Origin of the sequence: Labrys miyagiensis (assembly GCF_030160835.1) — a bacterium.
Lineage (GTDB): Bacteria > Pseudomonadota > Alphaproteobacteria > Rhizobiales > Labraceae > Labrys > Labrys miyagiensis.
Map to the genome: position 1 here is coordinate 1 of NZ_BSPC01000038.1, position 26,691 is coordinate 26,691.

General features: G+C 57.3%; 33 protein-coding genes. 18 read left to right on the plus strand and 15 right to left on the minus strand.

Annotation, left to right across the window (positions count from 1 at the left end):
• Positions 1-131: 131 nt before the first annotated feature.
• Positions 132-521, plus strand: coding sequence for a DDE-type integrase/transposase/recombinase (locus tag QQL24_RS19800; protein WP_284314026.1), 390 nt, complete (start codon positions 132-134; stop codon positions 519-521).
• Between the two features lie 73 nt (positions 522-594).
• Here the strand turns inward: QQL24_RS19800 and QQL24_RS19805 are convergent, their stop codons facing one another.
• Entirely contained in the window at positions 595-960 is a 366-nt protein-coding gene (locus tag QQL24_RS19805) for a hypothetical protein (RefSeq protein ID WP_284314027.1), read from the minus strand.
• A 91-nt stretch (positions 961-1,051) separates the two neighbouring features.
• On the opposite strand from QQL24_RS19805, the gene QQL24_RS19810 reads away from it, so the two are divergent.
• Positions 1,052-1,843 carry a glycosyltransferase family A protein gene (locus QQL24_RS19810; RefSeq protein ID WP_284314028.1) on the plus strand — a complete coding sequence of 264 codons (792 nt, stop codon included), beginning with the start codon at positions 1,052-1,054 and terminating at the stop codon, positions 1,841-1,843.
• Here the strand turns inward: QQL24_RS19810 and QQL24_RS19815 are convergent.
• The gene (locus tag QQL24_RS19815; protein WP_284314029.1) at positions 1,833-3,044 is read right to left on the minus strand and encodes a transglutaminase-like domain-containing protein; all 1,212 of its coding nucleotides are present in this window, start codon (positions 3,042-3,044) and stop codon (positions 1,833-1,835) included. The genes QQL24_RS19810 and QQL24_RS19815 overlap by 11 nt on opposite strands.
• A 495-nt stretch (positions 3,045-3,539) precedes the next feature.
• A complete protein-coding gene (locus QQL24_RS19820) occupies positions 3,540-4,220 on the minus strand; it encodes a transposase (RefSeq protein ID WP_284314030.1) in 681 nt (226 codons plus the stop codon).
• 590 nt (positions 4,221-4,810) lie between these two features.
• Here QQL24_RS19820 and QQL24_RS19825 point away from each other — a divergent pair.
• Positions 4,811-5,230, plus strand: a complete 420-nt coding sequence (locus tag QQL24_RS19825; protein WP_284314031.1) for a DUF1236 domain-containing protein — start codon at positions 4,811-4,813, stop codon at positions 5,228-5,230.
• 358 nt (positions 5,231-5,588) lie between these two features.
• Positions 5,589-5,795: a hypothetical protein gene (locus QQL24_RS19830; protein WP_284314032.1), complete on the plus strand. Its 207-nt coding sequence runs from the start codon at positions 5,589-5,591 to the stop codon at positions 5,793-5,795.
• Between the two features lie 169 nt (positions 5,796-5,964).
• On the opposite strand, the gene QQL24_RS19835 is transcribed toward QQL24_RS19830, so the two are convergent.
• A complete protein-coding gene (locus QQL24_RS19835) occupies positions 5,965-6,351 on the minus strand; it encodes a PRC-barrel domain-containing protein (protein WP_284314033.1) in 387 nt (128 codons plus the stop codon).
• 222 nt (positions 6,352-6,573) lie between these two features.
• Between QQL24_RS19835 and QQL24_RS19840 the strand changes: the two genes are divergently transcribed.
• Positions 6,574-6,876 (plus strand): hypothetical protein, encoded by a 303-nt coding sequence (locus QQL24_RS19840; protein ID WP_284314034.1) that lies wholly within the window; start codon positions 6,574-6,576, stop codon positions 6,874-6,876.
• 158 nt (positions 6,877-7,034) lie between these two features.
• Here QQL24_RS19840 and QQL24_RS19845 read toward each other — a convergent pair whose 3' ends face one another.
• Positions 7,035-7,247, minus strand: a complete 213-nt coding sequence (locus QQL24_RS19845) for a hypothetical protein (protein WP_284314035.1) — start codon at positions 7,245-7,247, stop codon at positions 7,035-7,037.
• A 141-nt stretch (positions 7,248-7,388) separates the two neighbouring features.
• Here QQL24_RS19845 and QQL24_RS19850 point away from each other — a divergent pair, with 141 nt between their 5' ends.
• On the plus strand, positions 7,389-7,763 hold the full coding sequence (locus QQL24_RS19850) for a response regulator (protein WP_284314036.1): 375 nt from the start codon (positions 7,389-7,391) through the stop codon (positions 7,761-7,763).
• Between the two features lie 524 nt (positions 7,764-8,287).
• Complete coding sequence (locus QQL24_RS19855) at positions 8,288-8,569, plus strand: hypothetical protein (protein WP_284314037.1); 282 nt, start codon at positions 8,288-8,290, stop codon at positions 8,567-8,569.
• A gap of 374 nt (positions 8,570-8,943) precedes the next feature.
• Here the strand turns inward: QQL24_RS19855 and QQL24_RS19860 are convergent, their stop codons facing one another.
• Entirely contained in the window at positions 8,944-9,225 is a 282-nt protein-coding gene (locus QQL24_RS19860) for a hypothetical protein (protein ID WP_284314038.1), read from the minus strand.
• Positions 9,226-10,008: 783 nt separating this feature from the next.
• Between QQL24_RS19860 and QQL24_RS19865 the strand changes: the two genes are divergently transcribed.
• Positions 10,009-10,179: a hypothetical protein gene (locus QQL24_RS19865; RefSeq protein ID WP_284314039.1), complete on the plus strand. Its 171-nt coding sequence runs from the start codon at positions 10,009-10,011 to the stop codon at positions 10,177-10,179.
• Between the two features lie 607 nt (positions 10,180-10,786).
• Entirely contained in the window at positions 10,787-11,047 is a 261-nt protein-coding gene (locus tag QQL24_RS19870) for a hypothetical protein (protein ID WP_284314040.1), read from the plus strand.
• Positions 11,048-12,298: 1,251 nt separating this feature from the next.
• Here the strand turns inward: QQL24_RS19870 and QQL24_RS19875 are convergent.
• Entirely contained in the window at positions 12,299-12,511 is a 213-nt protein-coding gene (locus QQL24_RS19875) for a cold-shock protein (RefSeq protein WP_284314041.1), read from the minus strand.
• 479 nt (positions 12,512-12,990) lie between these two features.
• Here QQL24_RS19875 and QQL24_RS19880 point away from each other — a divergent pair, with 479 nt between their 5' ends.
• Positions 12,991-13,335 (plus strand): hypothetical protein, encoded by a 345-nt coding sequence (locus QQL24_RS19880; RefSeq protein ID WP_284314042.1) that lies wholly within the window; start codon positions 12,991-12,993, stop codon positions 13,333-13,335.
• Between the two features lie 172 nt (positions 13,336-13,507).
• Here QQL24_RS19880 and QQL24_RS19885 read toward each other — a convergent pair whose 3' ends face one another.
• The 5 genes from QQL24_RS19885 to QQL24_RS19905 form a co-directional block, all read right to left on the minus strand.
• Complete coding sequence (locus QQL24_RS19885; RefSeq protein ID WP_284314043.1) at positions 13,508-14,710, minus strand: serine hydrolase domain-containing protein; 1,203 nt, start codon at positions 14,708-14,710, stop codon at positions 13,508-13,510.
• Between the two features lie 1,059 nt (positions 14,711-15,769).
• Positions 15,770-16,465: an IS6 family transposase gene (locus QQL24_RS19890; protein ID WP_284314045.1), complete on the minus strand. Its 696-nt coding sequence runs from the start codon at positions 16,463-16,465 to the stop codon at positions 15,770-15,772.
• A gap of 326 nt (positions 16,466-16,791) precedes the next feature.
• Entirely contained in the window at positions 16,792-17,073 is a 282-nt protein-coding gene (locus QQL24_RS19895) for a hypothetical protein (RefSeq protein WP_284314046.1), read from the minus strand.
• A 292-nt stretch (positions 17,074-17,365) separates the two neighbouring features.
• A complete protein-coding gene (locus QQL24_RS19900; protein ID WP_284314047.1) occupies positions 17,366-18,259 on the minus strand; it encodes an SDR family oxidoreductase in 894 nt (297 codons plus the stop codon).
• An 11-nt stretch (positions 18,260-18,270) separates the two neighbouring features.
• Positions 18,271-18,588 carry a plasmid stabilization protein gene (locus QQL24_RS19905; protein ID WP_284314048.1) on the minus strand — a complete coding sequence of 106 codons (318 nt, stop codon included), beginning with the start codon at positions 18,586-18,588 and terminating at the stop codon, positions 18,271-18,273.
• A gap of 297 nt (positions 18,589-18,885) precedes the next feature.
• Here QQL24_RS19905 and QQL24_RS19910 point away from each other — a divergent pair, with 297 nt between their 5' ends.
• The gene (locus QQL24_RS19910; protein WP_284314049.1) at positions 18,886-19,092 is read left to right on the plus strand and encodes a con-10 family general stress protein; all 207 of its coding nucleotides are present in this window, start codon (positions 18,886-18,888) and stop codon (positions 19,090-19,092) included.
• Between the two features lie 128 nt (positions 19,093-19,220).
• Positions 19,221-19,706 carry a YciE/YciF ferroxidase family protein gene (locus QQL24_RS19915; protein ID WP_284314050.1) on the plus strand — a complete coding sequence of 162 codons (486 nt, stop codon included), beginning with the start codon at positions 19,221-19,223 and terminating at the stop codon, positions 19,704-19,706.
• Between the two features lie 132 nt (positions 19,707-19,838).
• Here the strand turns inward: QQL24_RS19915 and QQL24_RS19920 are convergent, their stop codons facing one another.
• On the minus strand, positions 19,839-20,051 hold the full coding sequence (locus QQL24_RS19920; protein ID WP_284314051.1) for a cold-shock protein: 213 nt from the start codon (positions 20,049-20,051) through the stop codon (positions 19,839-19,841).
• A gap of 671 nt (positions 20,052-20,722) precedes the next feature.
• Here QQL24_RS19920 and QQL24_RS19925 point away from each other — a divergent pair.
• Positions 20,723-21,163 (plus strand): hypothetical protein, encoded by a 441-nt coding sequence (locus QQL24_RS19925; RefSeq protein WP_284314052.1) that lies wholly within the window; start codon positions 20,723-20,725, stop codon positions 21,161-21,163.
• Positions 21,164-21,354: 191 nt separating this feature from the next.
• Complete coding sequence (locus QQL24_RS19930) at positions 21,355-21,723, plus strand: response regulator (protein ID WP_284314053.1); 369 nt, start codon at positions 21,355-21,357, stop codon at positions 21,721-21,723.
• Positions 21,724-21,927: 204 nt separating this feature from the next.
• Here QQL24_RS19930 and QQL24_RS19935 read toward each other — a convergent pair whose 3' ends face one another.
• A complete protein-coding gene (locus tag QQL24_RS19935) occupies positions 21,928-22,833 on the minus strand; it encodes a hypothetical protein (RefSeq protein ID WP_284314054.1) in 906 nt (301 codons plus the stop codon).
• 331 nt (positions 22,834-23,164) lie between these two features.
• Between QQL24_RS19935 and QQL24_RS19940 the strand changes: the two genes are divergently transcribed.
• Complete coding sequence (locus QQL24_RS19940; protein ID WP_284314056.1) at positions 23,165-23,359, plus strand: hypothetical protein; 195 nt, start codon at positions 23,165-23,167, stop codon at positions 23,357-23,359.
• Between the two features lie 392 nt (positions 23,360-23,751).
• Positions 23,752-24,213, plus strand: coding sequence for an Hsp20 family protein (locus tag QQL24_RS19945; RefSeq protein ID WP_284314057.1), 462 nt, complete (start codon positions 23,752-23,754; stop codon positions 24,211-24,213).
• A gap of 273 nt (positions 24,214-24,486) precedes the next feature.
• Here QQL24_RS19945 and QQL24_RS19950 read toward each other — a convergent pair whose 3' ends face one another.
• Positions 24,487-25,155 carry an IS110 family transposase gene (locus QQL24_RS19950; protein ID WP_284314058.1) on the minus strand — a complete coding sequence of 223 codons (669 nt, stop codon included), beginning with the start codon at positions 25,153-25,155 and terminating at the stop codon, positions 24,487-24,489.
• A gap of 284 nt (positions 25,156-25,439) precedes the next feature.
• Here QQL24_RS19950 and QQL24_RS19955 point away from each other — a divergent pair, with 284 nt between their 5' ends.
• Together QQL24_RS19955 and QQL24_RS19960 are read left to right on the plus strand one after the other, a co-directional pair.
• Positions 25,440-25,826 (plus strand): PRC-barrel domain-containing protein, encoded by a 387-nt coding sequence (locus QQL24_RS19955; protein ID WP_284314059.1) that lies wholly within the window; start codon positions 25,440-25,442, stop codon positions 25,824-25,826.
• Between the two features lie 450 nt (positions 25,827-26,276).
• Positions 26,277-26,657 (plus strand): response regulator, encoded by a 381-nt coding sequence (locus tag QQL24_RS19960; protein ID WP_284314060.1) that lies wholly within the window; start codon positions 26,277-26,279, stop codon positions 26,655-26,657.
• The last annotated feature ends 34 nt before the right edge of the window (positions 26,658-26,691 follow it).

A 26,691-nucleotide genomic window follows, 5' to 3' on the forward strand; every position in this document is an offset into this window, starting at 1 on the left:
TGATCGCCATACGTTCTTAAAAGTCGGACAGATTCACTACTTTCGTGTCGTGACGCCGTATAGATGTCCATACAGACGATTCAAGCCTCGTTCGCCTCACTTCACAAGGCGGCCTCACTCGGAGGCATACCATGCTTGTCCAGAAGTGGCGCAACAAGCAAGCTGTCGCGAGGCGGCTGCGGAAATTGCTGAAGCACCAGGGCGTACGCCCCGAGGCGATCGTGACGGACAAGCTCGCGTCCGATGGTGCCGCCGCCAGAGAGCTCGGCCTTTCAGGTCGCCGCCTGCCAGCCGGGCTACACGCAAACAACCGAGCGGAAAACTCTCACCTGCCGGTTCGCCGTCGGGAGCGCAAGCAGGAAAGGTTCAGGAGCCAGGGATCGGCCCGGCGTTTCCTCTCGATCCACGGAGCAGTCCACAATATCTTCAACCTTCAGCCTCGCCTGATCTCTCGGCCTGGACTGCCGGTCTTACGCGCCCAAGCCCACTACCTATGGGCGAATGCGACCGCAGCGGCGTGATTGTTCAGAATACTGAGGGACCTACGCCGTCAGTCGTCGATAAGTTGACGATACCCACACAAAGAAAAACCCCTTAGCGATCGCCAGCCGTCCACATATCTGAATGGTACATAATGCCGGCAACGGTTACGCGTACTGGCCGCTTGATGGGCTGATTGAGATCTTCATCCGGCCCGGAACTGAACAAGGCGATCGGATCGTCAACCTCAGAATACTGGCCCGGCCTCACTTTGATTTCACGCAGCCAAACAGCCTCGCGCATCACAAAACGATAATAAGAGATCGGTGGACACTCCTGCGCGAAGGCCTTGCCCAGATCGACGCTTACATCCAACAACTTCGAGCCCACCCTGAGGGAGCCGCCGGTCGAATGAAGGTACTCTAAAGTCGCGCCCGACATTTGCGGATTAATTACAGGCAATCTAAGCTCGAATATCATCCGACAGTCCCTCGCACCATTGCACTTAGACTGATACAAAAGCATGCACTGGGCAAGATGCGGGTAAATCCGAATGCCTGTCGATTCTGATATGATCACGAAGCCCGAGGGTGTAAGTTGCCTCATGGTAACTTTGCCGGTTCCGGGGCGGCTTGAGTTCGCTAAGCGCAGCATCACAGACTTCTGCCGCCAGACCTATCCCAATAAAATGTTGATTGTTGTCATGAACAAAGGGGTCGTGGCCATTCAACAGGCCCTCCAGGAATATGTTTCTGGGCTCGATCGCAGGGACATAAACGTCATTGTTGCGCCCGCGAACCACAACTTGGGAGAATTGCGTAATGTAAGCTTGGAAGCTGCGAATGACGATATCATTTGTCAGTGGGATGATGACGACATGCACCATCCCGAACGCTTGGAGCAACAGATAACGGCGCTCATAACAAGTGACCTGGAAGCTGTTTATCTTCAGGATGTGATGCAGTACCTACCGGCAGAGCAGTTGCTCTACTGGACCAATTGGCGTGCCACGCCGCTTGCGGGCCATCCTGGCACATTGATGGCGCGGAAAAGCGCTGGCATTTGCTATCCGACCCAAGGACCAAATGCGCGGATGGGTGAGGATTCGGCAGTGGCACAAAACCTGATTGCGCGTGGTCGGGTGGGTTACCTTGCCAATGCCGCGCATCTCTACGTCTATGTGAGCCATGGTTCGAATACCTGGAACGCCGCTCATCACAGGATGCTTAGGGATGAATTGGCCATATCGCGTGCGCTGGTTTTGCGGCGGGAGGCATTAATCCGCGAGGGACTGAGAGCTCATAATTTCCCTGCCGACCGTGTTGGCGTATCGGGCAACAACGGCCTAGCCTTCACGCTGTGAAAGCGAGCTCGTCAGTATAGACCAACGTCCCGTCGGCTCTTGAGAGCGCTATTTCTATTCCACGATCGCAGGCTGTTTGGACGATTATAAAGTCAGCTGGCACGGGCAGCCCAATGGCACCCGTAAACGCCAATGGCATGACTTGTGTAACCATGCGCTGATCGACTCGAGTAAAGAATCTGTCGCGCCAAACGATATCTCGCCCACCGAGCGAGAGATCCCAGCTAAGGAAGTCTACGGGCATCCAGCCACAATCATCGAGCCAGAACTCTGCCCAATAATGGTTGGTGGGGGCCAGGCGATAGAGCAGGTGTCCTCCTACGAGCCGAGCTGGAATTCCTCTGGCGCGGCATAGCGCAATGAACAATGCCGAAGCAAGCTGGCAGTCGCACCAGCCAGTTTCCAATACCCAGTCGCAGGGTGCTTGGACGTCGACCTGATCGTAGTGAATCGAGCCGCACCGTTGCGTATCGAGGATATAATTCCAATAGGCCTTGGCAATTTCCAGGGTGTCTCGCTTTTGTCCCACCAACGTTTGGGCGAGCGCGTCAATACGATCGCTCACGACAATCAAGCCCTCCCGAGGGCGCAGATAGACGTCCGCCTGCTTTTCATCCAGTCGGTCGGCTTTCTTCCCGAAACGCCCCCGCGCGTCTAGGCGAAGTCCAGCGCCGATTGTAATGGTGCCAGCGCCGGACGCTGTTGTTCGCGCCTCGAGCCGTCCGGGCTTAATGTCGAGGTCGACATTCCCAGCGCCCTTTATGAATGGGGAGATAGAAAGCGTTCGTAAGTGCTCCTCATCAAGGGGCAACGGCATGCGCAGACGAAGCTTGCCTCCGGTGGAGGGAATGTGGAAGCGTCTTTGATAGCGCAACTCAAAAGTTTGCAGCTCGCCCTCCAAGGCAAGCGTCTCAACTAAGCGACGTCCAGTAAGAACGTAGCGCGTTTTCCAAAATGTATCATGGCCAGCGAGACCCGCGATTTTCATTGAATTGATGACTTCGACAGGATCAAAGTGTCGATGGCCGGACTTTTCCTTGAACCCGAGGCCCAGAGAGATCCAGCGATCGAGAGCTTCCCTTGTCTCGCGTATTGCTTCCTTGTTCGATAGTTCGTATGCCCAGCCGCCTAGAAGAAGCATATCTAAGATAAGCCGCTCAGAGGTGTTTCGATAGTGATCATTGAACTGTAAACTGTGCATTGCGAATTTAATTCCTCGAAAAACGATTCAACGAAATTGAGATCGACGTCGTGGCGTGTGGATCGGCATTATAAACAAGCCCGACCTCAGCAACATTATTAACGAGATAGGGTACCGATCGGCATCCAAACCATATGGCGATTTGCAATATTAATGACTCACTATTTGAAGGCGTGAGAAGCAAAATCGCTTCAGTGCCAATTGGCATGGCAGACTTTCCAAGCAGGAGGGATATGAGCGAGCGACTACGCCAGGCATTCATTAATCAGTGCCCAGCAAAGGGTAAGCTTTTCAGCTCTTCGCTATGATGCCCGGCCCACGAAACAACACCAGCATTCCCCATCGAATCCTCGAGTGCAAGAGGACATCGAGCCCGCAGTTCACCACATTATGGAGGTTGCTGAGAGCGCCGGCTGGACAGAGCTCGAGATTTGATTGGCGCTCGTGGAACTCGCCGATCATAAGATCCTTTCTTCCCAAACGAAAAGCGACCCCTCACGCTTCTTCTACAGTGCGGATTAACGTTTTCAGCAGGCTCGGCTCAATGTGGGCGGCGACAGTCAGCGTCCGACCGCCCCTGCAATCGATCTGCGCGCGGTCAAAACTAACAGAGACGTCATGCCTCGAATTATTGATCGCGCTCTCGGCTTTTTCTGTGGTGCGTTTACTTTCCACGAGCCCAACGCCAAACTCGACGCTATTCTCTGCGTCGGTGCGTACTTTTTCTGCCTCGGCCTCATCGACGCTAAGGGCGGTGCAATGAGCGTTTTGTATGCTGACTAGATACCTCTTTTGCCAGTTGTAGATTGATCGGGGTGATATCCCGTGCCGTCGAGCAATGTCGGAGGTGGAGGCGCCACTGGCCGAAACCTCTTCCAGTATCTTCAACTTTTGTCCGGCCGTCCGTTTGCGGCGGGGAACTGAATCAGAGATGCCGGACGGTGGGGTTTGGATGGGCGACTGCATTTGCTCAACGGATCCCTGCGTTTGCTCAACGGGTGCCCCGGACTCCTCTATCGGAGCTCCGGCCAGCAGGGCCGCACGCTGTTCCCGCAACCGCGCTGTCCTTGCTCTCACCGCTTCGGCTTCCTTGTCTATGATTGCCTGGGCAGCAGACTTGCTAGCATCGTATTGATCGCTCCACTTGTCTGCAATTGATGTGCGATCCTTCTCCATTGGCTTGATCGTCCCGGTTCCTCCATTGACAGCCGGTAACGTCGTATCGCCGCGAGAGTTCCAAGCACCCCGTGGCTCCCCGCGAGGCAGCTCTACGCAGCCACTTTGCGCGGCGGCCAATCAGTGTGGCCTAGGTTTTGCAAGCAAACTCCCTTCTGTAGACCACAGATCAGGATGTCAGCTTCGGTCGCGGCGAAGGGCTCGAATGACACGTCGTCTGGGTAACCCAGCGCGGAGAAAACCTCTGCGATCGCTTCACCCGCATCAGCTATCCTCGTTATCCACCACTGGGAACGACCCTGATCGTCTGTTACCCTTATGGCGTGACCAACTATATCTTCCTGTTTTGCTCTTTTGCTCATCTGACCAATGTAGGAACGAGAGCCTCACCTCTCAAGAAGCGGGGTCGCGTCGTTAGGTTCCATTGCCCGTGCATCAGATCGCATTGTCCAGAGATTTGGGCACGAAATGTCACAAACGTTATTATCTTGTGAACGAGGACGCTGACGTCATTGGAACATTGGTGACGACCATTGGTTGGTCCAGCAGCTTCCTCTGGGAAGTTAGTGCAAAAAATATGGAGATATACAATGTCCGGCAGATTCATGCTGTTCGCCAGTGCGATGGCGTATTGTCTAGCATTGACAGCGCCTGTTTATGCCCAAGGCGTGCTACCGGGAGCCAAGAATGGTGCCGAACAAGGAAACGACGCCGCAGGTCCTGTCGGCGGGGTTGTCGGCGGCGCCGTAGGAGCCGTCACTGGGGGCATTAATGGACTAATCGGAATCAAGGAAAGGCCGCGTTTCAAACAATATGTGATCGAACAACATCCTCAGGTCTTCCACTACAAGAAGCCTGTTGCGGTTGGGGCCGTTTTACCTGCCGAGGGTGTTCAATACTACGCAGTGCCTGCCGAGTACGGCCACGTCACCTATCAGTACGCGGATGTTAATGGCGAAGTCGTTCTTGTTGAGCCGAGCACTCGGCGTATCGTGCAGATCATTCAGTAGTGCGTGAGAGCTGACGAAGTGCTCTATCGCGAGGAGCTCGCCCGCCAAAAGGGGGCGGGCTCTTTTCATTGATCTCACATAGAGATAAAAAATGCACGGCCTAAGCTAGGTACCGATATCTCCGATCGCATTCTTGAAGGCCAGGAAGACATCGAGCGGGCATTCCTTGCGCTCGTGGCCGAGGCCAGAGGCGCCGGCTGGACTCACCTTGAGGCTTGCCTGGCTCTCATCGAGTTGGCGGACAAGTGCGTGCTCGGCGCGCCGCCAACGAGAATACCAACAAGCAGATTAGGGATCTCATCGGCCGCTACTATACGCGCCGGCCCGGTGGGCCATAGCCCAACAGGAGTCTGCCGCGATGCACATGGAATTTCAAGTGTTCAAAGCCGGGACACTAATCTTCACTTGGACGATTAAACTGCCAGAAGCTGCACGCTCGACCCAGGTCAACGAATTCTCGAGGTCAGCGGAGAACGAGTTTCGCAAAGCCCATCCGGATGTGAGCCTGACCGACGTCGACGTGATGACGCGTTGGGTCAAGAGCGAGCAATCATTTGGTCTATGAGCGATCTAGGGAGCCCCGGCCGATGCAAACGGGCAGGGCTGTTGCGCTACGGCGCAGGATGCATGTGCATCGCAAATATGAAGGCCGTCACAGCCATCGCGACAAATACGATAAGCACGATGGCTATGAACGGCGCTAACTTGGCATTCGTTATCTTTGGCATAGTGTCTTACGGTCGCTCATCTAGTCGCTGTGTTCCCCAGAGGCCGCTGTAATAGGACTCGACGGCTGTGGGACGCTCAGGATCATTCCAGTCCCAATCGCCCTCGTGCTCGTACTTTGGAGCACCGCGCAACTGCTCCTCAGTTACGCTCGTTTGGTAGCCGCCTAAGTCGGTGTTGTATGTGAGCGCTTTCCAAGACAGGGGGTAATGATCGTTCCCAATTCCCAGGAATCCACCGAAGCCCAAGACGGCGAAGGACACCTTGCCGGTCTTTTTGTCGATCATGACGCGTTCGATCGAGCCAATCGACTCTCCATTCGCACCATAAACGGCAGTACCTTCAACCTTGTCGCTTCCAATCAGATTGCCATATTCGGCAGTTTCATCAGCCATGATCAAAAACCTCCTCAGTTGTGTGGAGTATAAAACCTGGGACTGATGACATGGTTCCGGAACGGGCCCATTGGACAGGCCAGTCCTATCTACGCTTTGGCATGTCGAGTGCTTGCCGGATACCCTCGGAACAATCGATCCTGACGGTCTGTTAACGGCGCAACCGCGAAACGGGCGCTACCGGTTGGCGCAACGATCAACGACAGCTATCAGGAGATGGAAATGACGAGGAATTTCTTACGTATCACTGCCTGCGCAATCTGCATCATTTTACCTTTTGCCGCCTTTGCTCAATCCAGCGGCGGTGGCAATGGCGGGTCAGGCTCGAGTTCCGGTTCTGGAAGTTCGGGCACGTCATCCGGTGGGAATGGGACGAACAATGGAACTGGCAGCACCAATGGCGGCAACGGTATGGGAGGGCAAAACCCGACCACCAACCCTCAGCCGAATGCCAGCCAGACCAATCAGCAGCAAAATAAAACCGGAGCGCCCGTCCAATGTGACCCCGCTAAGCAAGCTTGCTAAAACGAGAAGCAGCCCCGGCCGGTGAGAACTGGTCGGGGTTTTGGTTTGGCACGACACGCGGCGGACGCTTACCGTGACCGCAATTGCCGTGTCAGCAGACTTCAGCCCCACTGAGAGGCTGACGTCGAAGCCAGAATTTGCCGTGAAGGTCTCAAAGCCTAGGGTGGCATTCGGTCATCTGGACCAGGATCTTCAACCTTGTCCAGCCCAAGTCGCATCCGCTGGCCTTCGGCATAATTGGCGGCGAATTCGTGACAAACGAACTCTCGGCTGTAGGGTTCTTGACCTGGCTCGCTCACACGCACGCACCACTCGCCGGCCTCTTTGTAAATCAGGATGCTCGATTGTTGGATCGGATGATCTGCGCTCATCGCTGCACCTCTCGTCAACGGACCTTTCAATTGGCTGACGAACAGGAATTTGATTCCTCAAAATTGCGAGTTTGACAAGTGGGTTTGAAGGCAAAAATACGAAGCCGTGAAACGATCGGGCTGTAGCTTTGTTAGGGTCGCATGACCCAATATATGCCTGCTCCCTCCGCGGTCCTCGTCGTCGAGGATGACCTGCTAGTTTTATGGTACTTGATCGAGCAGATCGAGGACCAGGGCCTGACTGTATATGGTGCCCCCAATGCGGATGAAGCTATCAAGCTCATGGAGGCGCATAAGGAAATCGGTGTGCTCTTGACCGACATTGAGATGCCCGGCTCGATGGATGGCCTTAAGCTGTCCCACTATGTGAGAGGGCGCTGGCCTCCGGTGAAAATCTTCGTCACCTCAGGCCGAAGTCTGCCATTGCAAGAGCATATGCCCGCTGGGGCCATTTTCTTTGGCAAGCCTTTCCGCCAGGATGACCTGCAAAGGGTCTTTGATGCTGCGCGCTCTTAAAGCGCAGATTCATAAACTCAAATCAGCGCTAGAGGCGGCGCAAGAGCGCAGCGAAGTGCCTGAGCAATGCCCGATCGATAACCTCAATGTACGCGCGATGACCCGGGGAACCCTTCGCCGGTTCCCACGTTCAGCTTACGACGGATAGCCGTCTGTCTGGGTGGGTCTAGGATGCTCTTCCTCTCTCCCGTTCCAGGCTCACTCATCACTCGTCGCCCTTCGGTCCCCTTCGCGGAGGTAGGGCCGCGAGCCCGCACACGGCATTCGTCACGGAGAGTCCGTCGGTGCACAGGAATGCGGGCTCCCCACAATTCGCTCTCATGAGGAGCATAAAATGTACAGGGTGAGCCTGATGGGCGCCGGGGAGGCCTCAGCATACTGGCCCTGCGTTTCACTGGGAGACGCGGCCGAGAGGGTGAAACGCTGGCAAGCCACTGTTGGCCGCCGCGACTTTGCCGATCAACTGCTACCCCGGGGATAGCAGATCGTCACCGAAGAAGCGGACGGTGAGGGGCACTGGAACATTGTCGCCTACTACAACCGTGGGGCTTGGTCTGCGGCTAGTTCACAGCGCCATCGCTGCACTCTCCGTTGAGCGCGACGGCAACACCACAAGCGCGTCATCCGGCAACGGCCTCGGCAATGCCTTTGCCTCACTCCACGGCGCCCGCATCGCCCGGTTTCGCACCCCGCTGTACCAGGCGACGTCCTTCCTGCGTGTCCGGGGACATGAACCGCATGCGGCCCTCGGCGGACCAGTACACTCGATCTTGCAGCACGCCGTCGGCGAGCGTTGCGGCAACTGAAGTTGCGATCGGCAGCGCCGGTACGGGTGGCTCTACGGAGCAATTAAGATGGGAGAGAGTTGGCGGACACCATATCGTCGTCACTGCTGGATCGTTTAGATCTGTAGCGGGGTATGTCCGGCGAAACTCCTCGATCATCTCAAGTGCGATCTGATCGGTAAGATCAATGTCAAACGACGCGACCGTAAAGCCTTTGCGGAAAAGAAGCGCTCCGCTCTTCAACACACGCTACTCAAGTTTCATTTGACGTGGCATTCGCCTGTAACCACTCGTCCCATCCGGCAATTGACAAAAATGGCGGAACGGTGATCCGCAATACTTAACGAAATTAGCCATGTATTCCGGTTGCGCTGTTAGCCAAACGCTCTCGCCCGTCAGTCGTCATTGCTTGCATCTAATTCGCCTGGGGAAATAGCACCGGCTTCTTGCATGCGCGCGTAGAGTTCTCCAACGCGCTCATTCGGGATCACCAGGTGGTCAAAGTCCATCGTGATGCTCGCGTTGCCTCGTTCCTCGATCGTGGCGGCTTTCATAATCCAGCAGACGGCGTCGTCCAGACGGGCGAAGCGCCTGCTGTCAGGCTTCGTCGTAATCTTTTCGGGATCTGACCAGGACAGGACGGTGGCGGCCTCGTGCAATCTATTTTCAAGGTCCATATGGTTTCTCCCGGAGAGCGGCCCGACATCCGCAGGAGCCAAACCGGGCCTGGCCGCTGATTGGAATGGCGAAGTGAGCAGCGCTTGTGGCGAAGATAACACACGACTTTGGCTGCAGAATTAGCGTGGCCCATAGGGAGGCAGCCGCTGCCCCCCTCCCCGCGCTATGCCATGATGGTGGCTGCACGTCCCCCGCTGATGATGTGAATCGCAGTGCGAGCCATCGCCGCCGATGGTACCCGTCATGTCCTTGGGCTGCCCGGCACATGGACTCAGGAACCATCTGTAGTGCGGCAGTAAACGCTGTGACGGTACATGGACGCGCGTCAGTCGACATTGACACGACAGCGCCACGGCCAGGCCGAGCGGCAAAGCAAATAAGCTTTTCAAGACGTTCGCCTGACTTCTCGCCGGGCCTTTTTCGAAAGGAGGTCTCGGCATCTTGACGCAGACCGTTTCGCCCTCGCCGCGTCGTGGAGCGCGTCCGGTTGTCGGCAAGGAACCTCGCCGCCTCAGGGTTGTTCGAATGACACATAACCAATGAGGAAAGTGTCATGCGCAAACCTACCACATGCAAAGATAACCCTCCGAGGCAGCAACCCATGGTGAGCGGATCCGAATATTACCGAAGAGGGCCGACGTCGAGCGCGGGCTGAAAAAGAGAGACTTTCCGTCCCAGGAAGTCGATAGCCCGAGCGAGAGGCAGGACGAAAAGAAGGTTGATGCAGAGAAGCTGCCAACGAAGCACGGAACGTCTCGCAAAATACCCCCAAGGGAGGCGATATGGAGCAGTCATTAAGCGATGCCTTCAGCGATGGTGAGATTGCTCGCTGGACGGGATATTCGGAAGACGCAAATCCGTACGATCCAGAAATCGATCCCTGTGACTATCGGCGCTGGAATGAGGGTTGGCACAGTGCAGACAACGATTTGGACGATGCCGACGGCGATTGACGCAGCGGCGCTGGGTTGCGAGGCGCGCGGCTAGCCCATGACGCGGCAAGCCGGTGATAGGCCGCGGCCGTGACCAGCAAAACAGTTGAAATCGCGATCAGGCCCAGGGCAATACCGTCGAGCGTTTTGAGCGGACTTGGGGAGCTGGGCGAAGTCATTCGTGAGAACAATCGCCAGGTGGAACCAAAGCATCACCTGTGCGCCATGCAAAATGACGCTCCGTGGGTGACAACACAGTCTATCTTCGCCTTGAGCGGCGGTTTGTCATCGGAGGTTGTCAAAGGCTGCCTGCCTTGTTTGCGAAGGCCGGTGCATACCAAAGCAACGTCGTGAAGGCACTGCGTGGCGTACTGCGAAGCAATCGTGGCGGCCTTCTCTGAACGATCTACGCCTTGGTCGGTGAAGGCCTTCCGACCAAGGCCGTGTGTCGGTTGGTTTACTTCGTGCTGATTGGTCGCGATGACCACTATGCATCCACACCAATCTGCGCCTTGCGCGGGTCATCGCCGAGTCGAAGAGACCCGCTCTTGTTGGGCAGGGTCAGGTTGGAACTCTGGTTGGATCGGCGAGTTTTTGGGTAATCTAGAAACCACAATTGGAGGTATCCATGAACAGGATGAAACATGTTGCTCTTGCGGCATTGTTGGGATCAGGAGTGCTCGCCCTCGCGTCTACCGGCGCCTCTGCACGTATTATATGCAATGAAGACGGCGATTGCTGGCATGTGAAGGAGATGTACGACTATCAACCTGGGTTTAGGCTGACGGTGCATCCGGACGACTGGCAGTGGAAGCAAGACGAAAAGTATCGCTGGCGCGAACATGAAGGTCGCGGATACTGGCGAGGCGGCGTGTGGGTCCAATTCTGACCGCGTCATATTTGGACTAGCGGGCATGTTCCCCGCAACTTCCCAGGCACACACGCGTTTCGTCCCTGGTGGCTTGGCTTTCTCCCCTCACCAACTCCGTCCGGCCGTGCTCTCCCGGCACGACCGGGCTTTCGATGTAAAGGGGTGTGGTCTCCGCTTCCATGGGCACAGTTGCGGTTGCAGAATCGCGACTTTTCCCTTGCAGATCTGCCGCGCAACCAGTGGCACTCTTAGGCGTTGCCCCCGCGGTGACTAAGTTTTCCCGACCACCAAAGACTCGCCCCGGCCCTGCCCCTGCAGCGCCGGGGGTTTTTTCATGATCGCTGCCTGGACGGGTTCGAAGCGGCCCGACGCCGTGTGGTGACAGCGCTGGGCTAAACGCGGCGACTTGGACAGCTAAGGGGAAACACCGGTCGAGGGTGCCCCAGGGGGAAACGCGATCGTACTTCTGAACCAGTTCGCGACAACCCGTATTCGGCGGAGAGGCAACCTTCCCAAAGGGTTGTGCGTTCCATCTCGTACACGTGCAAATGCCCACGTAATGGAGGCAGGCATGAGACCGATGATAGGATTGTTGGCGGCTACCGCGTTATGCGCAAGCCTGACCAGCGCGATGTCAGCGCCACCGACACGGACAACACGAATAGCGAAAGGCTGTGAGAACGTCAGCTCTTGGGGCTGTATCCACTATCAGCCAACTCCTCCGGACGGATTAGTTCCGCGGCCTCCAGTTCCATCTTGGCGACAGCCCATGATGCCATCATGGGAGCGCAAACCTCAACGGCAGCCGGCTCGATCGCCAGTCGCTGCCGATTTAATCCGACTGTAGGAAGGGCGCCCAGGCAAGTAGCTGGCGCAAGGGTTGCCCCGGTGTTCGATCACCGAGGAAACTCAAAGACCTTCGGCGTGACCAGCCATATGAGCACGAACGCAACAAGGGGATCCAATCGGCTTAATTCCCGGGCGTCTTGAGGTCAGATCAGGTATCACAATAACCACGATGGGAACTGCTCTGGTTCTGACCCAGGTCAAGCGGCGCCTTCGCTACCTGCAGGGAGGACGGGCGAGGAGGCCGAAAAACAGCGAGGCTTTTAGACCGAGGGGGTGCATTCGCGACTTCATGGCGAACAAACGTGCCCTCGCGCACCTACGCGCGAGCGCGCGAGGCGGGAAGCTCACAGAGGATTTTGCTCCCCGAGTTCACCTCGTCCGCCAGCAAGGCTCTGGGGGCTATTGGGTTCCGGTCGCCCATTATTTCACTAGCTTTAGCTGGTCAGCCGACATCTTGCCGCTTCGTCTGTCAGCCACGAGCTCATACGACACCTTTTCGCCTTCACGGAGATCGTTCAGTCCAGCGCGCTCGACCGCGCTGATGTGCACAAAGGCGTCCGGGCCGCCATTGTCAGGTGCGATGAAGCCGAACCCTTTTTGCGGATTAAACCATTTGACGCTGCCGGTTGGCATAGGGAATTTTCCGAGCAGGAGGAACATGAGCGTGCGAAGACGCCAGGTATTCTTTGATCAGCGGCCAGCAAAGGGCAAGCATTTCAGCTCTTCGCTTTTGACCGCAAAGTCGGTCTATGCTCGAGCCGTCACCTCATCGGGTCAGATTCCGGGTCATAAACAGCGTTCTGCGAATCCAGGGATTGGACGAAGGAGTGGTCATCTACCGACGGCACGGAACAGCCTCGCTACGGCTTCGACGCTGAGCACCTCGGACGAGGCCTCTCCCTCGCCAGTTTACGGACCACTTCATGGCGGCATCGACTCCTGAGGGCCCCCCGATGGCCCTAATTCTTAGATGGCGGGCAATCGCGGACATTAGATAACGTGCGCCGCTCCTTCCCACTGAGCAGTTTTGCTCAGACTCCTTAGCTGGTTCCGTGTAGTCTCTGTTGACGGGTGCGATCATGGGTTTTTCACGTCGCGCGAAGTAACGACCAATGTCGATTATTTCGTTTGTCTTTGACGTTGGGAAATCCCGGCCGACCGACCAGGAGGACTTCGACAGTGAAGTCGCCGCTCGCTTTGGCCTCGTTCCCAATTTTTTCCGCTCCGCACCGGACGCGCCCCTAGTCATTCGCGAGCTGTGGCGGTTCGCAAAGTCAGCGTATCTGGACACAGCTATACCTACGCTGTTCAAGGAACGGCTGTTTGTCTACCTCTCCCGCTTTTGCGAAGTGCGTTACTGCATCACGGGACACACCGGCTTCTTACTGGGGCTTGGTCAGTCAGCCGGCGATCCAAATGCGCCGGTAATGACAATCGACCACCCTCCACCAGGGTGAAGCAGGCACCAAAAGTGACGAAGACCCGCCCAAGATGCCGAGTGACAGACATGCTGTCTCATAACATCAATACTGAACGGGCCAACTGAGCTAATTTTCGTGACCTCGCCAAGTTCCCGTGACAGTGCGCGCCGGAGAACTGGTTCGCCTGGCCGCGTCAAACCACGCTCGCTCATTTGGCGAACAGTGTGGGCGGCTGGTCGGGACTCAGATAGCCGGCAATGTTCGAGAAAAGGAGGTTGGCCCCCACAAATGTCTTGGCACCCTCGGACGAGGTGGAGGTCACCGCTATCGCAATGTCCTTGCCTGGCAGATAAGCCATCACCGCCGAATAGCCAAAGAAGGACGGGGTCTGCGCAATCCAGCCATTGGTGCAGACGACGCCTAGACCAAAGTAGAGTTTCTCGGACATTGGCGGGTATTTCACCAGGAGTGGTGATATTTGCAGATCATGGGCTTGCCGAGACAACAGGCTGCCTTTGCCGATGGCGATTGCCGAAGTCACCGCATCGGCGATGTTCGTCGTCATGATGGAACCCTCCGCCAGAGTCCAGGAGGGGTTCCAGGTCGTTGAATCCTCGTAATGACCGCGGTCGTTGTCGTAGGCGTGCAGAACGGGCTCCGGGATGAAGGCGGTCTGGTCGCTTCGTGTATTGGAAAGACCAAGCGGCGTAACGACGATATCGCGGATCAGTGTTGCCACATCCTTGCCCGTGGCTTTCTGGAGCACCTCGCCGAGGATGACGTAATTGGTGTGCGCATAGGTGAAGCAGGCTCCGGGCTCGCAGGGTCGGGGCTGGCTCAAAGCAGAGGCGATGAGTTCGTCCGGGGTCCATTGCCTAAACACGTTCGCGTAGATTGGCAGGACGGGGACATAGTCTGCATAGCCCGACGTGTTGTTGGCCAACATCGTGAGGGTGATCTTGTCGGATTGCGGCAAATCGGGAAGCCATTTGGCGAGCTTGTCGTCGACGCGAAGTACGCCGTCGTCCTGCAGTTTGAGCAGAACGGTGGTTAGATAGGCGATGGCGATGGCGCCATTGCGGAAGTGCATATCGACGCTGGCCGGAACGCCTTCGACCGAGTCGCCCCAGGCTTGCGTTAGCACGGTCGTGCCGCCGACGCGGATGGAGACAACAACGGCCCGCAATTTGCTTTCGCTCATCGTGTGCTCGACGACGGCGCGAACGCCAGCCGCCGCGTCGGCTGCGCTCATGCAGGCGCCGGCGATGGATAGTGTTCCGGTGGAACAGGCCGCCGCGGGGGCGGTATTCGAGGCCTCGGCGCCGAACGTCTGGGCCGCGTTTCCGGTTAGGAAGACGAGATTTGACAGGATGGAAGCGAACGCGAACCGGACCAATATCGAACACTGCATGCTTCGGGTTTCCTCTTTTGGAGATGTTTGGAGAACGCCGGAACTTCAGGAAATGGTGACAAAAACCACACCCTCCAGCCGTCAGAGGGTGTAAAAGAGCTTGAAGTAAAGTAGCGGTACCGGTGAGATCTATCTGGTCTTCTCATAGCGGGGCCAGTGGGAGCATAAAAAAGCTAGGGCGTCGTACTGCACTTGATGGCGAGACAATGAGCCTAACAAAATCAATGCATTACGCTTTTACCCCATTTGAGGATTTGTATTTAATTTGAAATACACACTTAGCTTGCTGAATCAAATATGAGATTCTGGCCGTCCGACGTCAACTATTATTGCAGATAGGATAGTCGCGGGCGCACGTAAGCGGGCTCCGTCAAGATCCTCGCTGTTGCCGCGTGGATACCGAGAAGCCTGCCTACGGCGCTGCTACGTGTTAAAGTGTACACTCCCGTCCGACGGACCGAGCGCTTGTGGAGCCTGCAATGGAACACACAGTGAAAGTCTGGGAGAAGACCTATACGGTTCAAGTTCACCAGAAGTCCAAAGCTGTCTGGGAAGCAGTTGGCGACTACGAGGGTAAGGATATCCAAGTTAAGAGCAGAACCTCAGGGGCTGCATTGAGACTTTGGGTTGATGCCGCCCGCTTCCCCTGGAAGCCTCCACTTCACTGAGGGGATCATTTATCGTCCTCAGAGGCGCGCGACAAGGCGAGGTGCCCGCCAGCCGCCTGGGCGAGTGCGGTCATTGGAGTGTTTAAATGTGGTAATTTGGAACCGTCGTTCCATAGCGGGCGACTGCTCGTGGAGAGTCTGATGCAACACGAGGTGAGAGTTTGGAAAACCTCCCACAAAGTTCTCGATGGCAAAAGGACCGATGGCCGCTGGGAGGCGGTGGGCACTTACCAAGACGTGGAAATTCGAGTGACCGCGCGAGACGAGGCGAGTGCGCTTCAAGCCTGGGTGGCGGAGGCCAGAGCAAGGGGCGTCTAGATGTGGAGCCTCAAGAGGAGCATTGTCACGGGAATCCGCCTTGGCCGCAATTCGGCTGGACGAAGGAATTCAGTCAGGCGGCGGCGGTCGCGGTTTGCCACTGCTGCGCAGCCGCGGCTCGGAAGAGGCGCAGCGTCGGTCGAGAGATCAGATGGCGCTCGAGATTGAAGGTATTGTGGACGGCGGCGTGGGAGGCGAGAAAACGTTGGGCGGATCCGGATGACTTGAACCGCTGCATCTTCCGTTCCCGTCTTCGCACCACTTGATGGGAGGTCTCGGCGCGGTTGTTCTGGCGCAGGCCCTGCTCATGATGCGCCGAGAGGCGGAGCTCTCGCCCGGCAGCGCCATAGGAGCGCAGCTTGTCCGTCACCAGCACCTTGGGAGCAAAGCCCTGCTTCTTCAGCAATTTGCGCATCAGCCGCAGCGCGGCAGCCTTGTCGCGTCTCGGCTGCACCAGCATGTCGAGGATCTCGCCCTCGCTGTCCACGGCCCGCCACAGATACATGTGCCGGCCCCGGATCGAGACGACCATCTCGTCCAGGTGCCAGGTGTCTGCCGCCCGAGGTCGCAGCCGACGCAGGTTGCGGGCATACGCCGACCCGAACTTGTCGACCCATCGGCGGATCGTCTCATAGGAGACGTCGAGGCCGCGTTCGGCCAGCAATTCTTCGACATCGCGGTAGCTCAAGGTGAACCGCAGATAGAGCCACACGGCATGCCGGATGATCTCGGGCGGGAACTGGTGACGGGCGTAGGATATCGGCTGCATGCCCCTGCCCTACCGCATCACGGCTCACACCGTCAAAGTTCCCGTGACAATGCCGTCGGGCCTGTTAATCTGCAAGACGTCGTCTGAAACCCTCCCCACTCCCGATGGCCTAGGGAGCCGAGGTGCTCGCCTCGACGAGTTCCACCCGCATCGTCCGGCGTTTGCGAGGCGCAAACCTCCGTGGTCAGGCTATTGGGCGAGAGCTCGAGACGGCACTCCCTGAATGATCTGGCGGCCATTGCGCACTTTTCTGGCTCGTCTTACGGCCAACTACGGCAATAGGGATTGCTGACGTAGACTGGAGCGAGTGCCCCGCAATATCGATGTCAGTCGCCCCTGCTTGCATCCACTTTGGCGTGGGTATTAGCACCGGCTTCTTGCATGCGCGCGTAGAGCTCTGCAATTCGCTCATTGGGAACAACGAGGTGGTCAAAGTCCATCGTAATGCTGGCGTTGCCTCGCTCCTCGACAGTGGCGCCTTGCATAATCCAGCGCACAGCATCGTCCAGGCGGACGAAGCGCCTACTGTCAGGCTTCGTCGTCGTATTTTCGGGGTCTGACCAAGACAGGACGGTGGCGGGCTCGTGCAGTCTACTTTCGAGATCCATATGGCTTCCTCGCGAAGTGCGGCGCGACTTCCGCGGGAGCTAAAGCCGGGCCTGACGGCTAATTGGATTGGCGAAGTCAGCAGCGGTTGTGACGAAGATAACACACCACTTTGGCTGCAGAATTAGCGTGGCTCGAAAGGAAACAGACCCCCAGATCGCGGTAGCTCGCCCCGGCGCACCTGCTGACTCCTGTTGACGAGTCCCCTCCGTCTGCTCGCGGCCTACCTCTTGGAGGGAGACAGAAGTCCGACGAGGATGGTTGGCCACTATTCCCGAGACCGATGCCAGAATGTTAGGCAATGCCATTGCCGCCCGTTACGCCGTAGATCTCGCCATTGATGAAGCTTGCCTCCGGCGACGCTAGCAACACGTAAACTGGAGCGAGCTCGGCCGGCTGCCCCGGGCGGCCCAGATCGCTGTTCTCGCCAAAATGCTTTACCTTTTCGTCAGGCTGGCCACCGCTGGGTTGAAGAGCCGTCCACACGGGCCCGGGCGCCACCGCATTTGCCCGAATGCCTTTCTTGATCACCTGTTTGGAAAGTGCCTTGGTGTAGGCGACAATGCCGGCTTTGGTTGTGGCGTAATCGAGCAGAATTGGTGAGGGGTCATAGGCCTGCACCGAAGCGGTGTTCACGATGGCGCCGCCGGCGGGCATATGCGGTAAAGCTGCCTGCGTGATCCAATGCAAGGCGTAAAGATTGGTCTTCAGCGTTTTGTCGAAATCGGCCGTGGACAGATGTGCGATATCTTTGCGGAACTGCTGGCGAGCGGCGTTGACGACCAGGATATCCAGCCCTCCCAAGCTTTCCGCGGCCTTTTTGACCATGGCCTGGCACCAGGATTCTTCCTGGATGTCACCGGGCAATGCCACCGCTTTCCGCCCTTCGGCTTCGATGAGTTCAATGACCTGGCGCGCGTCAGCTTCGTCATTGGGAAGATACGAAATCGCGACGTCCGCACCTTCGCGAGCGAAGGCAATGGCGACGGCGCGCCCGATACCGGAATCACCTCCCGTCACAAGCGCTTTGCGGCCAGCGAGCTTCCCGCTTCCGCGGTAGCTCTCTTCGCCATGGTCCGGTTTTGGGTTCATTTCCGAGGCAAGGCCCGGCCGTGGCTGTGGCTGTTTTGGAAAAGGGGGTGCAGGATATTTGTCGCGCGGGTCCTGCAGAACGTCTTTATCTGACATGCGGGCGATCCCTAGTGGGTGTGATGCTCGGCATTGCGCTTGCGCGTTGCGGCGGCCTTCTTCGCGGAGGCGGAGCGATCGGTGGCACTCCGATGCGCCGAGGCTGCCCCACCCTTCTCGCCGCCCTTATGTGCGGCGGGATGGCCCGTGTGCTTGCCGCGGCCGGACCCGCCTTCTTTCTTGCCGCCGCCGTCATCCTTGTTCACGGTGGCCCAAGCCCGCCGTTCGGCCTCATGCTCGGACACGCCGCGTTTCTCATAGCCTTCCGCAATATGATCGGCCTTGCGTTCCTGCTTATCGGTGTATTTTGACTTATCGCCGCGGGGCATAGGACATCTCCATCAAAGTTTTCGTCCGAAACGAAAAGTCCGTGGCGGAGGTTCCAGCATTATACGCAATAAATCATTGTCTTCCGTAACGATATTTCTCCAATCATCGATGCGTGTGGAACGATCATCGTGTGAGCTGGGTTGTAGGAGCGATTCCGCATGCGTCAACCGGACATGGCAGCAAGGGGAACAGAGACGGTTTTTCCGGTTTCCCGCCCTGACCAACGAATTGGTAGCCGAGCCCCTACCCTGCCCATGCGGATCGCTTTGACCTCCAACCAACAGAGGAAATATCCCATGACCCAAGATAAACCAGGCGGTAAGGGCAATTTTGCCGACGACCCGAAGCGTGCGGCCGAAGCCGGCAAAAAGGGCGGCGAAAAGAGCCACGGCGGCCAGCATCAACAATCCTCGGACAAGGGCGGGGCCCAGCAGGGCAGCGGAAATTTCGCCGACGATCCGGAGCGCGCTCCGGAGGCTGGAAAGAAGGGCGGCCAGCGCTAACTGGTGAACCCTTATTCGAGAGGGGCCTGTCGGTCCCTCTCCCTATTGGATGCACACGCTGTCAAGTGACCAGCGGCAGCACTTCCAAATTTTCACAAATGTAACCCCAGTTCGGAGGTAACGAACCCATGGCTAAGGAACTCAAAGATCTCTTCGTCGAAACCTTGAAAGATATCTACTATGCGGAAAAGCAGATCCTGCGTGCTCTGCCCAAGATGGCGCGGGAGGCTCAATCGCCGGAACTGAAAAAGGCCTTCGAAACCCATCGGGAGGAAACCGAAGGCCACGTCGATCGCCTGCAGCAGGTCTTCGAGATGATTGAGAAGCCTGCGCGAGGAAAAACCTGCGACGCCATCCTCGGCATCATCGAAGAAGGCAAGGAGGTCATGGAGGAATTCAAGGGCGCCCCCGCTCTCGATGCAGGGCTGACGGCGGCCGCTCAGGCCGTGGAACACTATGAAATCTCGCGCTACGGCACGCTGAAGACTTGGGCGAACCAATTGGGGCTTAACGACGCGGCCAAGCTTCTGGATCAGACCCTTCAGGAGGAGGTCAAGACCGACGCCCTGCTGTCGAAACTCGCCATGGCAAGCGTCAACAAGAAGGCTGCCTGAGGCCTGCTAGGGGAGCTCCATCCTCATGGAGCTCCCCTTCCCTCTCTGCCACAATCGCGACGCCAGCACTGCACATGGTCAAGGCCTATGACTAGATCCTGCGGCGTAAGCTCCAGATGGGTTCAGAGCCCTTTATTTCACTAGTTTCAGTTGATCAGTCGACATCTTGCCGCTTCGTCTGTCGGCAACGAGCTCATATGACACCTTTTGGCCTTCGCGCAGATCGTTCAGTCCAGCGCGCTCGACTGCGCTGATGTGCACGAAGGCGTCCGGGCCGCCATTGTCAGGCGCGATGAAGCCGAATCCTTTTTGCGAATTAAACCATTTGACGGTGCCAGTTGGCATGGGAATTTTTCCGAGCAGCAGGAACAGGAGCGCGCGAATACGCCTGCCATTCAATAATCAGCCGCTTGCAAAGCGCAAGCTTTCGGCTTTTCAACTCTAGGCTTTTGACCATAAATTCCATTCGAGTCGTCACCCCATCGGATTGGACGCTCGCTTCATAAACCTGTTAGGCGAATTCATCCCCGCTCGCCGGAGACGGTCGCGAGAGCATGCGGATCCACCAGCTGGGTCATTGTCCCGAAGGGAGACGCATTTCAATGAAATGGGTCCTTGCCTCGCTCGCGGGCTCAGCGTCTCGGTCGCCGAGTTCCCGCCAAAGCCTATGCTAAAACGCGTTGCCGTTACCAGAAGTCGACTTTTGTCGCGGGTTGGTGACTCGTGCTCCATGTGACATTGCGGCAAAATCCCCTTGTTTACCTTGACGAAACCTTCAGCGGGTGAGGAACTAAACAACTTGCCTAAGTCGAATTGCCTATTTATCCGACAAATTGTTTAGCAACGACCTTGTTGGTATCATATTATACCTGACGAGCGGGGATATTCTGCCAGCAGCACTTCTACGTTGCTCCCAATATGGAGCCGAGGTGTAAATAGCCATTACGAGCCATGCCCTTTCGCATGAAGAAGCCTGTATCAAAATTGTGGTCTGGGAACTTTTGGCCAACGCAATAATGCGCCGCGAAGATGGCGATTGCACACAGGGTGGAACCATGAACAAAAGCTATTCGAAGGTTTTCTCTCCGGCGGAGTTGGAGTTCTTGTCGAATGAGGCCGACCAATATGGCTGGTATGTATGGACTGAACGCACCGGACCCGTCATTCGGGGACTGTGCGCACGCCATCTGATGGCGGCCAATGGCGACTTCAAGGTCGTCAGTGCCTGCGATGCGCAGGGCGTTTGCCTGGTCGGGCATACCCAGCCGAAAATAGGAGCGATGCTACGCTATTTCGAGCTCATCGGCTTGGGCCGCTTCGCATTCCAGGCCTTGCGAAACGCCGAGGATAGTATCGCGCGCGCCGCTCCTCGACCCCTGCCTGCTGCGTGCAAGCCGGTCCGAACGTGGCAGTTCGTGCATAATGGTCGCAAGGAGGGCCATGCCCAGGCGCGCTAGCCCGCGGCCACCGCTGAGGGTTTTTTGAGAACGCGGCAGACTGACGCGATCAGGCGGGCCCAATCCTTCGTCTGGTTTCGGCTTTGCACTCTGAAAAGCTTGCTGGCCCTCTGAGCCATGTCCTCAACGGCCTTTCCCTGCTCGAGTAGGCTCCGGATCGCATGCCCAGCGGCTAAATCGGAGAAAGTCTGATGGCGACAACCCTCGCCAACCGCCGCATTCCCGTTGTCGAGGACGAAATGATGATCACCCTCGTCGTCGAGGAAGTTTTGAAAGAACTTGGATGTCTCATCGTAGGACCCGCGAACAAGCTCGAGGCTGCGCTCCGTCTCGCTCGGCAAGAGGAAATTGACGCAGCGATTCTCGACATCACCATTAGAGGCGGCCAAGTCTTTCCCGTCGCTGAAGTCCTCATCGAACGCGGCGTTCCATTCATTCTAGCCAGCGGCTATGGAGATTGGTCACTGCCGCAGGCGTTTCAGGGCAAGCCGCGCCTGCAAAAGCCCTTTACATCCGATGAACTCCAGAGCGCCTTGGAAGCGATCGCTGCCCCCTCGTAAGCAGGCCCGTACCTCGTCGCCGTTCGAGGCTTGCTGGAGACCACCCAACATTCATCGCTGCTGCGAGGGCGGTCAAATAAGCGAAGAAGCAAAGGCCCCTGTACCACCCTTTCATAAGATGGGTACTCTTTCAAACGCCCGACCACATCTGCGACGATCTACCCTGACTACGTCGCTGGGAGAGAAGTTGGATGGGTATGGCGACTATACCGCGGGTAGATCGTCCCTAATCCGACCTCCTACCGTGGCCATGTAGGATGCGGACAGGCCGCCAACCAGCAACGCCACGAACGCCCAGAGTGCAGCGTAGACAGCCGCCTTTCTGGCAACGTCCGCTGCGGCCTTGGCCTTATCGCCCGCCTTTTGAGCTGTGTCCTTCGCCTTGGCGATCACATCGTCCACCCGCTTGGCCGCATCGGCCTGACTTAGCCCCGTCTGGCGGGCAACAACTTGCGCGACATACGCCTTGTCCTCGTCGCTCAACTCACCGTTGGCGAGCGAACGCTCAAGAATTCGGCCCACCTCGGCCCTGGACGACTGCGTTGCGGCGCCATCTGCCGGCGCCTGCTGCGAGCGGAACAGCATGTCGTTGAAGTAGGCGCCCACATCACTGTTGCCAGTTGCTGCACCTGCGGCCGATCCGGCAGCGCTGGCCGCTACGTTGGTCAGCGCTGCGCCTGCCTGAGCGACTCCGCTGGCCGCCCCGGACAGAATACTTCCGACTAGGCAGGCCGAAACCAGGGTTCCGACCGCCCAGACCAGCAGGCCGTGGGCGGTATCCCTGAAGAACACCTCGTCGGTGTGGACGCCGACCCATTGGGTCCGTAGGCGTCCGGCCAGGTAGCCACCGACGGCAAAGGCAAAGAGCGGGATCGCGAGGGACCAAACGATGGCGAGGATGCCAACTGTCGTTGCCGAGGCCCCCGAGTTGGACCAGGGCGAAATCGAAACCAGACCAATGCCAGTGCCGACCACGATGAGAAGGAGCGAGATGACCGTCGAGGCAGCGGCCCCGGCGATGATAGCGGCCCAGGACACGGCCGATTGCGGAGCCTCGACCTGCCCTCCGGCGACAGCCCGCGCAGGCGCTAAAATGGTAGATTCAGACACAGCAGCCCCCTAGCGATACAGCAGCGCGATCAGAATGATGATGGGAATCGGGACTCCTAGAAGCCACAACAATATTCCCCGGCCCATGACGTCCTCCTAGCGATGAAACTGGCGAGGCGTCGATCTCTGTTTTGAAAAGGTTCAGCGCCTCTGCCGGAAACAAACTGCTTCGCTGAGCCGTGGTTCCAGATCCTCCATCGCTTTTGTCCGCCAATCTTTGAAGCACTGTCGGATCGAGGCGCGGCCGACCAGCGCGACTGACCTTACTCATAGCTGGAACTTGTATTTTCGATGGCGGTTTTCGGGAGGCAACGGCAAAACAGGAGGTTACATGCCAAAGGACGCGCATACCAAAGCAGCTGAACATCACGAAAACGCCGCCAAGTCTCATCGTTCCGCCGCTGAATATCATGGCAAGGGCGATCACGATAAGGGACGTGAACACTCAACGACCGCTCACGGCCATTCAAAAACGGCCCATGAGCATTCTGAAGCGGCGCATAAGAAAAGCCAGACGGCAAAATAACAACCAAAGGGGGCAGCGCAAGCTGCCCCCTTACTGATTATCTGCAGATGGCTAGACTGTAAGCGATGGATAACATTTCGAATTTGAACGAGGGAATTTACGACGCTCTACAGACCGGGAGCCGGAAGAAGGCGTAAAGCAAAACGAGAGCCCACGCCGCTTGGTCGCCGTCCTCCCTGTTTTAAATTATTCGTCGCCGCCCCGACCGAATCGGTTCGCGGTTGCCCTGGCCAATCCAAGCCTCACGCCAAGTAAAAAATTATCTACGGATCTTGAATCAACGACCTGGCTTTCCAAATCGATGCGCGTCGGGTTCTGAAATGGCCCGGTGCGGGCGCTGGCGGCGTCTGGCGTGCTGCTTGTAACCATGTTGCTTCAAGGAGGATGTGGCTATGAGAAACTATGATTTCAGTCCGTTTTCTCGTTCTGCAATCGGCTTCGATCGACTGTTCGAACTTCTGAACGCGCAGTCCCAGGACAGCGCGGAGAACTTTCCCCCTTACGATATCGTGCGCACTGGTGAAGATACATTCCGGATCAGCCTGGCTGTTGCCGGCTTCTCCCCGTCCGATATCACAGTCACAGCGCAACAGAACCTGCTCACAGTGGCAGGGCGCAAGGCGGCGCCTTCCAGCTCAGAGCAATATGTCTATCAGGGCATCTCGGCTCGAGCGTTCGAACGGCGCTTCAATCTCGCAGACTACATCGAAGTGGAAGCAGCCGGTTTCGAGAACGGGCTGCTCCAGATCAATCTGGCTCGTAAGGTCCCTGAGGCGATGAAGCCTCGTCGGATCGACATCGTTCCGACGCAGCCCCAACACGAGAGGCGACTTGAGGCGGGCAAGGCCGCGTAACTCCGTTGGGGGGTGGCCCAGGTGCGTCTGTGCGGCCTCCCTCTCAAGCATTGGCCACGGAGGGAAGCAGTGCACGCTCAAAAGGAGCACCCCGCCGACTCTCGTCGACGGGGCTGCTCCACGCTTTAGCAAGTTTGCGTAGCGGGGTCGCACTGGGCGGGCGCCCCGGTTTTATTCTGCTGCTGGCCGGCCGGGCTGGTATTTGGCTGAGAGTTGGTCGTCGAAGAGTTCGATGTGCCACCCATGCTGTTGGGAGCGGTATTTGGAGTGGTGCTAGGATTGGTGTTGGTGGTCGGGTTTTGCCCTCCCATACCGTTGCCGCCATTGGTGCCGCCCGTTCCGGTGCCTGTCCCATTTCCGCTGGACGAAGAGCTCGAATTTCCAGAACTGGAACCTGAGCCTGATGCCCCGCTTCCTCCCCCGCCGCTGGATTGTGCAAAGGCGGCCATGGGTAACATGATGCAAATTGCGCAGGCAGTGGTGCGTAAGAATTTCCTTGTCATTTCCATCTCCTGAAAGCTGTCGTCGATTGCTGCGCCCAACCGTGGCGCTCGCGTCGCGGTTACGCCGGCAACAGACTATCAGCGCTGCTTGTTGTTCCTCGGTCTTGACAGGAACAAACCGCATGTCAGGCCGGGATGCCGCCTCGCAGATCGCGCGCACATCGTGGGCATCGGACTTGCCGCGTTTGACGAAGGGCTTAACGTAATTCGGCGAGATCAGTCGCACCCGATGGCCCAGCCGTTCGATCTCGCGGCCCCAATGATGCGACGACGAACACGCCTCGAGAGCGACTTCGCAAGGCGGCAGCGAGCCGAGGAAACCCAGGACCTTGTCGCGCGGGAGCTTCCGATTGAAGATCTCCTTTTCCCATTCGTCGACGGCGCGAACCTGGAACCAGCGCTTGGCGATATCCAATCCAATGCGGACGATCTGATGCATGATGATGAGCCTTTCGCGTTGCCGGTCGAAATCGACCCGCTCCCGCCGCAGAGCCTGAACGCTCGGGGTCGGGCCGTCCACATCATCAGCTACGCCGATCCCCTGTTGCTAGCACCGCGCCCCGTGGCGCAAATTACGCCGAGACTCTAATCGCCGCTGGATGACAAATCGGTCGCAGGTCACGAAGCGTAAATATCCGGGCCGGCCGCTCCAATCGATATCTTCTGGAACCATGTCATCCGCGCGCGGTTTTATACCCCACACAACTGTGGAGGTTATTGATCATGGCTGATGAAACCGCCGAATATGGTAATCTGATTGGAAGCGATAAAGTTGAAGGTACGACCGTTTATGGTGCGAACGGCGAGTCCGTCGGCTCAATCGAACGCGTCATGATCGACAAGAAGACTGGCAAAGTCTCCTTCGCCGTCTTGAGCTTCGGTGGCTTCCTGGGCATAGGGAACGATCACTACCCTCTGTCTTGGAATGCGCTCACATACAACACCGATCTCGGTGGCTATCAGACCAGCCTAACACAGGAGCAATTGCGCGGCGCTCCAAAGTACGAGCACGAGGGTGATTGGGACTGGAATGATCCTGAACGTCCCAGTGCGGTCGAGTCGTATTACAGCGGGCTGTGGGGTACGCGGCGGCTCGATGAGAGGCCGTAGTTGCCATGCCGAGAATAACAAATGCCAAGTTGGCGCCGTTCATAGCCATCGTACTGATCGTATTTGTCGCGATGGCTGTGACAGCCTTTATATTTGCGATGCATATGCATTCCACTCCGTAGCTCTACTTTGACCGGTTTGCGTCCGGTCGGGTTTCGAACGCGATCTGGATTTTCGGGCAACGTCCTTGTGGCGCCCTGCCGACGGCGTCCTAAACCTCGCCTTCCCTTTTGGGCCACGCTATTGATCTGCTTGCTGTCAGCTCGGCAATGTCCGTAGTCCTATTCGGAGGGCCTTCCATTTAATCTGCCGTTCATGTTTGACTTCATTAGGTTATGCATCGGCCGAATGATTTTCGTTCGACGTGAAGGGCGGCGCGCCTTGCCGCCCAAACCCACGTGGAAACATATCCTTCTCGGAACGAACCCTTCTTCCGTCGGTTCGCCTCCTATGGTTGAGAAAGCTCCAGAACCCGCGCCTGTTGTAATGATCGTCGACGATGAACCGATGATTCGAACGGTCGTGGCCGAATTTCTCTCGGAGAACGGTCTGAAAATGGTGGAGGCCGAGAACGCAGAGAGGGCCCTCGCTCTTCTGGATCGCTGTTCCGATGTCAAATTGCTGTTTACAGATATTAATATGCCCGGCGACATGGATGGCCTTGCGCTCGCCAAAGAGGTTCACCGCCGCTGGCCCGAGATGCTTGTGATGCTGACATCGGGCCGCGGCGGCGTGCCGAAATCCGCTATGCCCGCCGGCGGTGAATTCGTCGCCAAGCCCTATGACTTTGAAAATCTCGTGGAACGAATCCGCAAGATTCTGCGCCATTGATGGGTTTTACGGCCGTACCAGGCGGCCGATAGAT

Bases quoted from the DNA above. Each gene is read 5' to 3' on its own strand.
- QQL24_RS19905 (WP_284314048.1), bottom strand. From the start codon at position 18,588: ATGCCCCGCGGCGATAAGTCAAAATACACCGATAAGCAGGAACGCAAG.
- QQL24_RS19915 (WP_284314050.1), top strand. From the start codon at position 19,221: ATGGCTAAGGAACTCAAAGATCTCTTCGTCGAAACCTTGAAAGATATC.
- QQL24_RS19810 (WP_284314028.1), top strand. From the start codon at position 1,052: ATGATCACGAAGCCCGAGGGTGTAAGTTGCCTCATGGTAACTTTGCCG.
- QQL24_RS19870 (WP_284314040.1), top strand. From the start codon at position 10,787: ATGAACAGGATGAAACATGTTGCTCTTGCGGCATTGTTGGGATCAGGA.
- QQL24_RS19955 (WP_284314059.1), top strand. From the start codon at position 25,440: ATGGCTGATGAAACCGCCGAATATGGTAATCTGATTGGAAGCGATAAA.
- QQL24_RS19940 (WP_284314056.1), top strand. From the start codon at position 23,165: ATGCCAAAGGACGCGCATACCAAAGCAGCTGAACATCACGAAAACGCC.
- QQL24_RS19845 (WP_284314035.1), bottom strand. From the start codon at position 7,247: ATGAGCGCAGATCATCCGATCCAACAATCGAGCATCCTGATTTACAAA.
- QQL24_RS19930 (WP_284314053.1), top strand. From the start codon at position 21,355: ATGGCGACAACCCTCGCCAACCGCCGCATTCCCGTTGTCGAGGACGAA.
- QQL24_RS19805 (WP_284314027.1), bottom strand. From the start codon at position 960: ATGATATTCGAGCTTAGATTGCCTGTAATTAATCCGCAAATGTCGGGC.
- QQL24_RS19950 (WP_284314058.1), bottom strand. From the start codon at position 25,155: ATGCATCAGATCGTCCGCATTGGATTGGATATCGCCAAGCGCTGGTTC.
- QQL24_RS19850 (WP_284314036.1), top strand. From the start codon at position 7,389: ATGACCCAATATATGCCTGCTCCCTCCGCGGTCCTCGTCGTCGAGGAT.
- QQL24_RS19840 (WP_284314034.1), top strand. From the start codon at position 6,574: ATGACGAGGAATTTCTTACGTATCACTGCCTGCGCAATCTGCATCATT.
- QQL24_RS19895 (WP_284314046.1), bottom strand. From the start codon at position 17,073: ATGGATCTCGAAAGTAGACTGCACGAGCCCGCCACCGTCCTGTCTTGG.
- QQL24_RS19890 (WP_284314045.1), bottom strand. From the start codon at position 16,465: ATGCAGCCGATATCCTACGCCCGTCACCAGTTCCCGCCCGAGATCATC.
- QQL24_RS19910 (WP_284314049.1), top strand. From the start codon at position 18,886: ATGACCCAAGATAAACCAGGCGGTAAGGGCAATTTTGCCGACGACCCG.
- QQL24_RS19880 (WP_284314042.1), top strand. From the start codon at position 12,991: ATGTCGATTATTTCGTTTGTCTTTGACGTTGGGAAATCCCGGCCGACC.
- QQL24_RS19860 (WP_284314038.1), bottom strand. From the start codon at position 9,225: ATGGACCTTGAAAATAGATTGCACGAGGCCGCCACCGTCCTGTCCTGG.
- QQL24_RS19875 (WP_284314041.1), bottom strand. From the start codon at position 12,511: ATGCCAACCGGCAGCGTCAAATGGTTTAATCCGCAAAAAGGGTTCGGC.
- QQL24_RS19925 (WP_284314052.1), top strand. From the start codon at position 20,723: ATGCGCCGCGAAGATGGCGATTGCACACAGGGTGGAACCATGAACAAA.
- QQL24_RS19920 (WP_284314051.1), bottom strand. From the start codon at position 20,051: ATGCCAACTGGCACCGTCAAATGGTTTAATTCGCAAAAAGGATTCGGC.
- QQL24_RS19945 (WP_284314057.1), top strand. From the start codon at position 23,752: ATGAGAAACTATGATTTCAGTCCGTTTTCTCGTTCTGCAATCGGCTTC.
- QQL24_RS19815 (WP_284314029.1), bottom strand. From the start codon at position 3,044: ATGCACAGTTTACAGTTCAATGATCACTATCGAAACACCTCTGAGCGG.
- QQL24_RS19800 (WP_284314026.1), top strand. From the start codon at position 132: ATGCTTGTCCAGAAGTGGCGCAACAAGCAAGCTGTCGCGAGGCGGCTG.
- QQL24_RS19900 (WP_284314047.1), bottom strand. From the start codon at position 18,259: ATGTCAGATAAAGACGTTCTGCAGGACCCGCGCGACAAATATCCTGCA.
- QQL24_RS19820 (WP_284314030.1), bottom strand. From the start codon at position 4,220: ATGGAGAAGGATCGCACATCAATTGCAGACAAGTGGAGCGATCAATAC.
- QQL24_RS19830 (WP_284314032.1), top strand. From the start codon at position 5,589: ATGCACATGGAATTTCAAGTGTTCAAAGCCGGGACACTAATCTTCACT.
- QQL24_RS19960 (WP_284314060.1), top strand. From the start codon at position 26,277: ATGGTTGAGAAAGCTCCAGAACCCGCGCCTGTTGTAATGATCGTCGAC.
- QQL24_RS19865 (WP_284314039.1), top strand. From the start codon at position 10,009: ATGGAGCAGTCATTAAGCGATGCCTTCAGCGATGGTGAGATTGCTCGC.
- QQL24_RS19825 (WP_284314031.1), top strand. From the start codon at position 4,811: ATGTCCGGCAGATTCATGCTGTTCGCCAGTGCGATGGCGTATTGTCTA.
- QQL24_RS19835 (WP_284314033.1), bottom strand. From the start codon at position 6,351: ATGGCTGATGAAACTGCCGAATATGGCAATCTGATTGGAAGCGACAAG.
- QQL24_RS19885 (WP_284314043.1), bottom strand. From the start codon at position 14,710: ATGCAGTGTTCGATATTGGTCCGGTTCGCGTTCGCTTCCATCCTGTCA.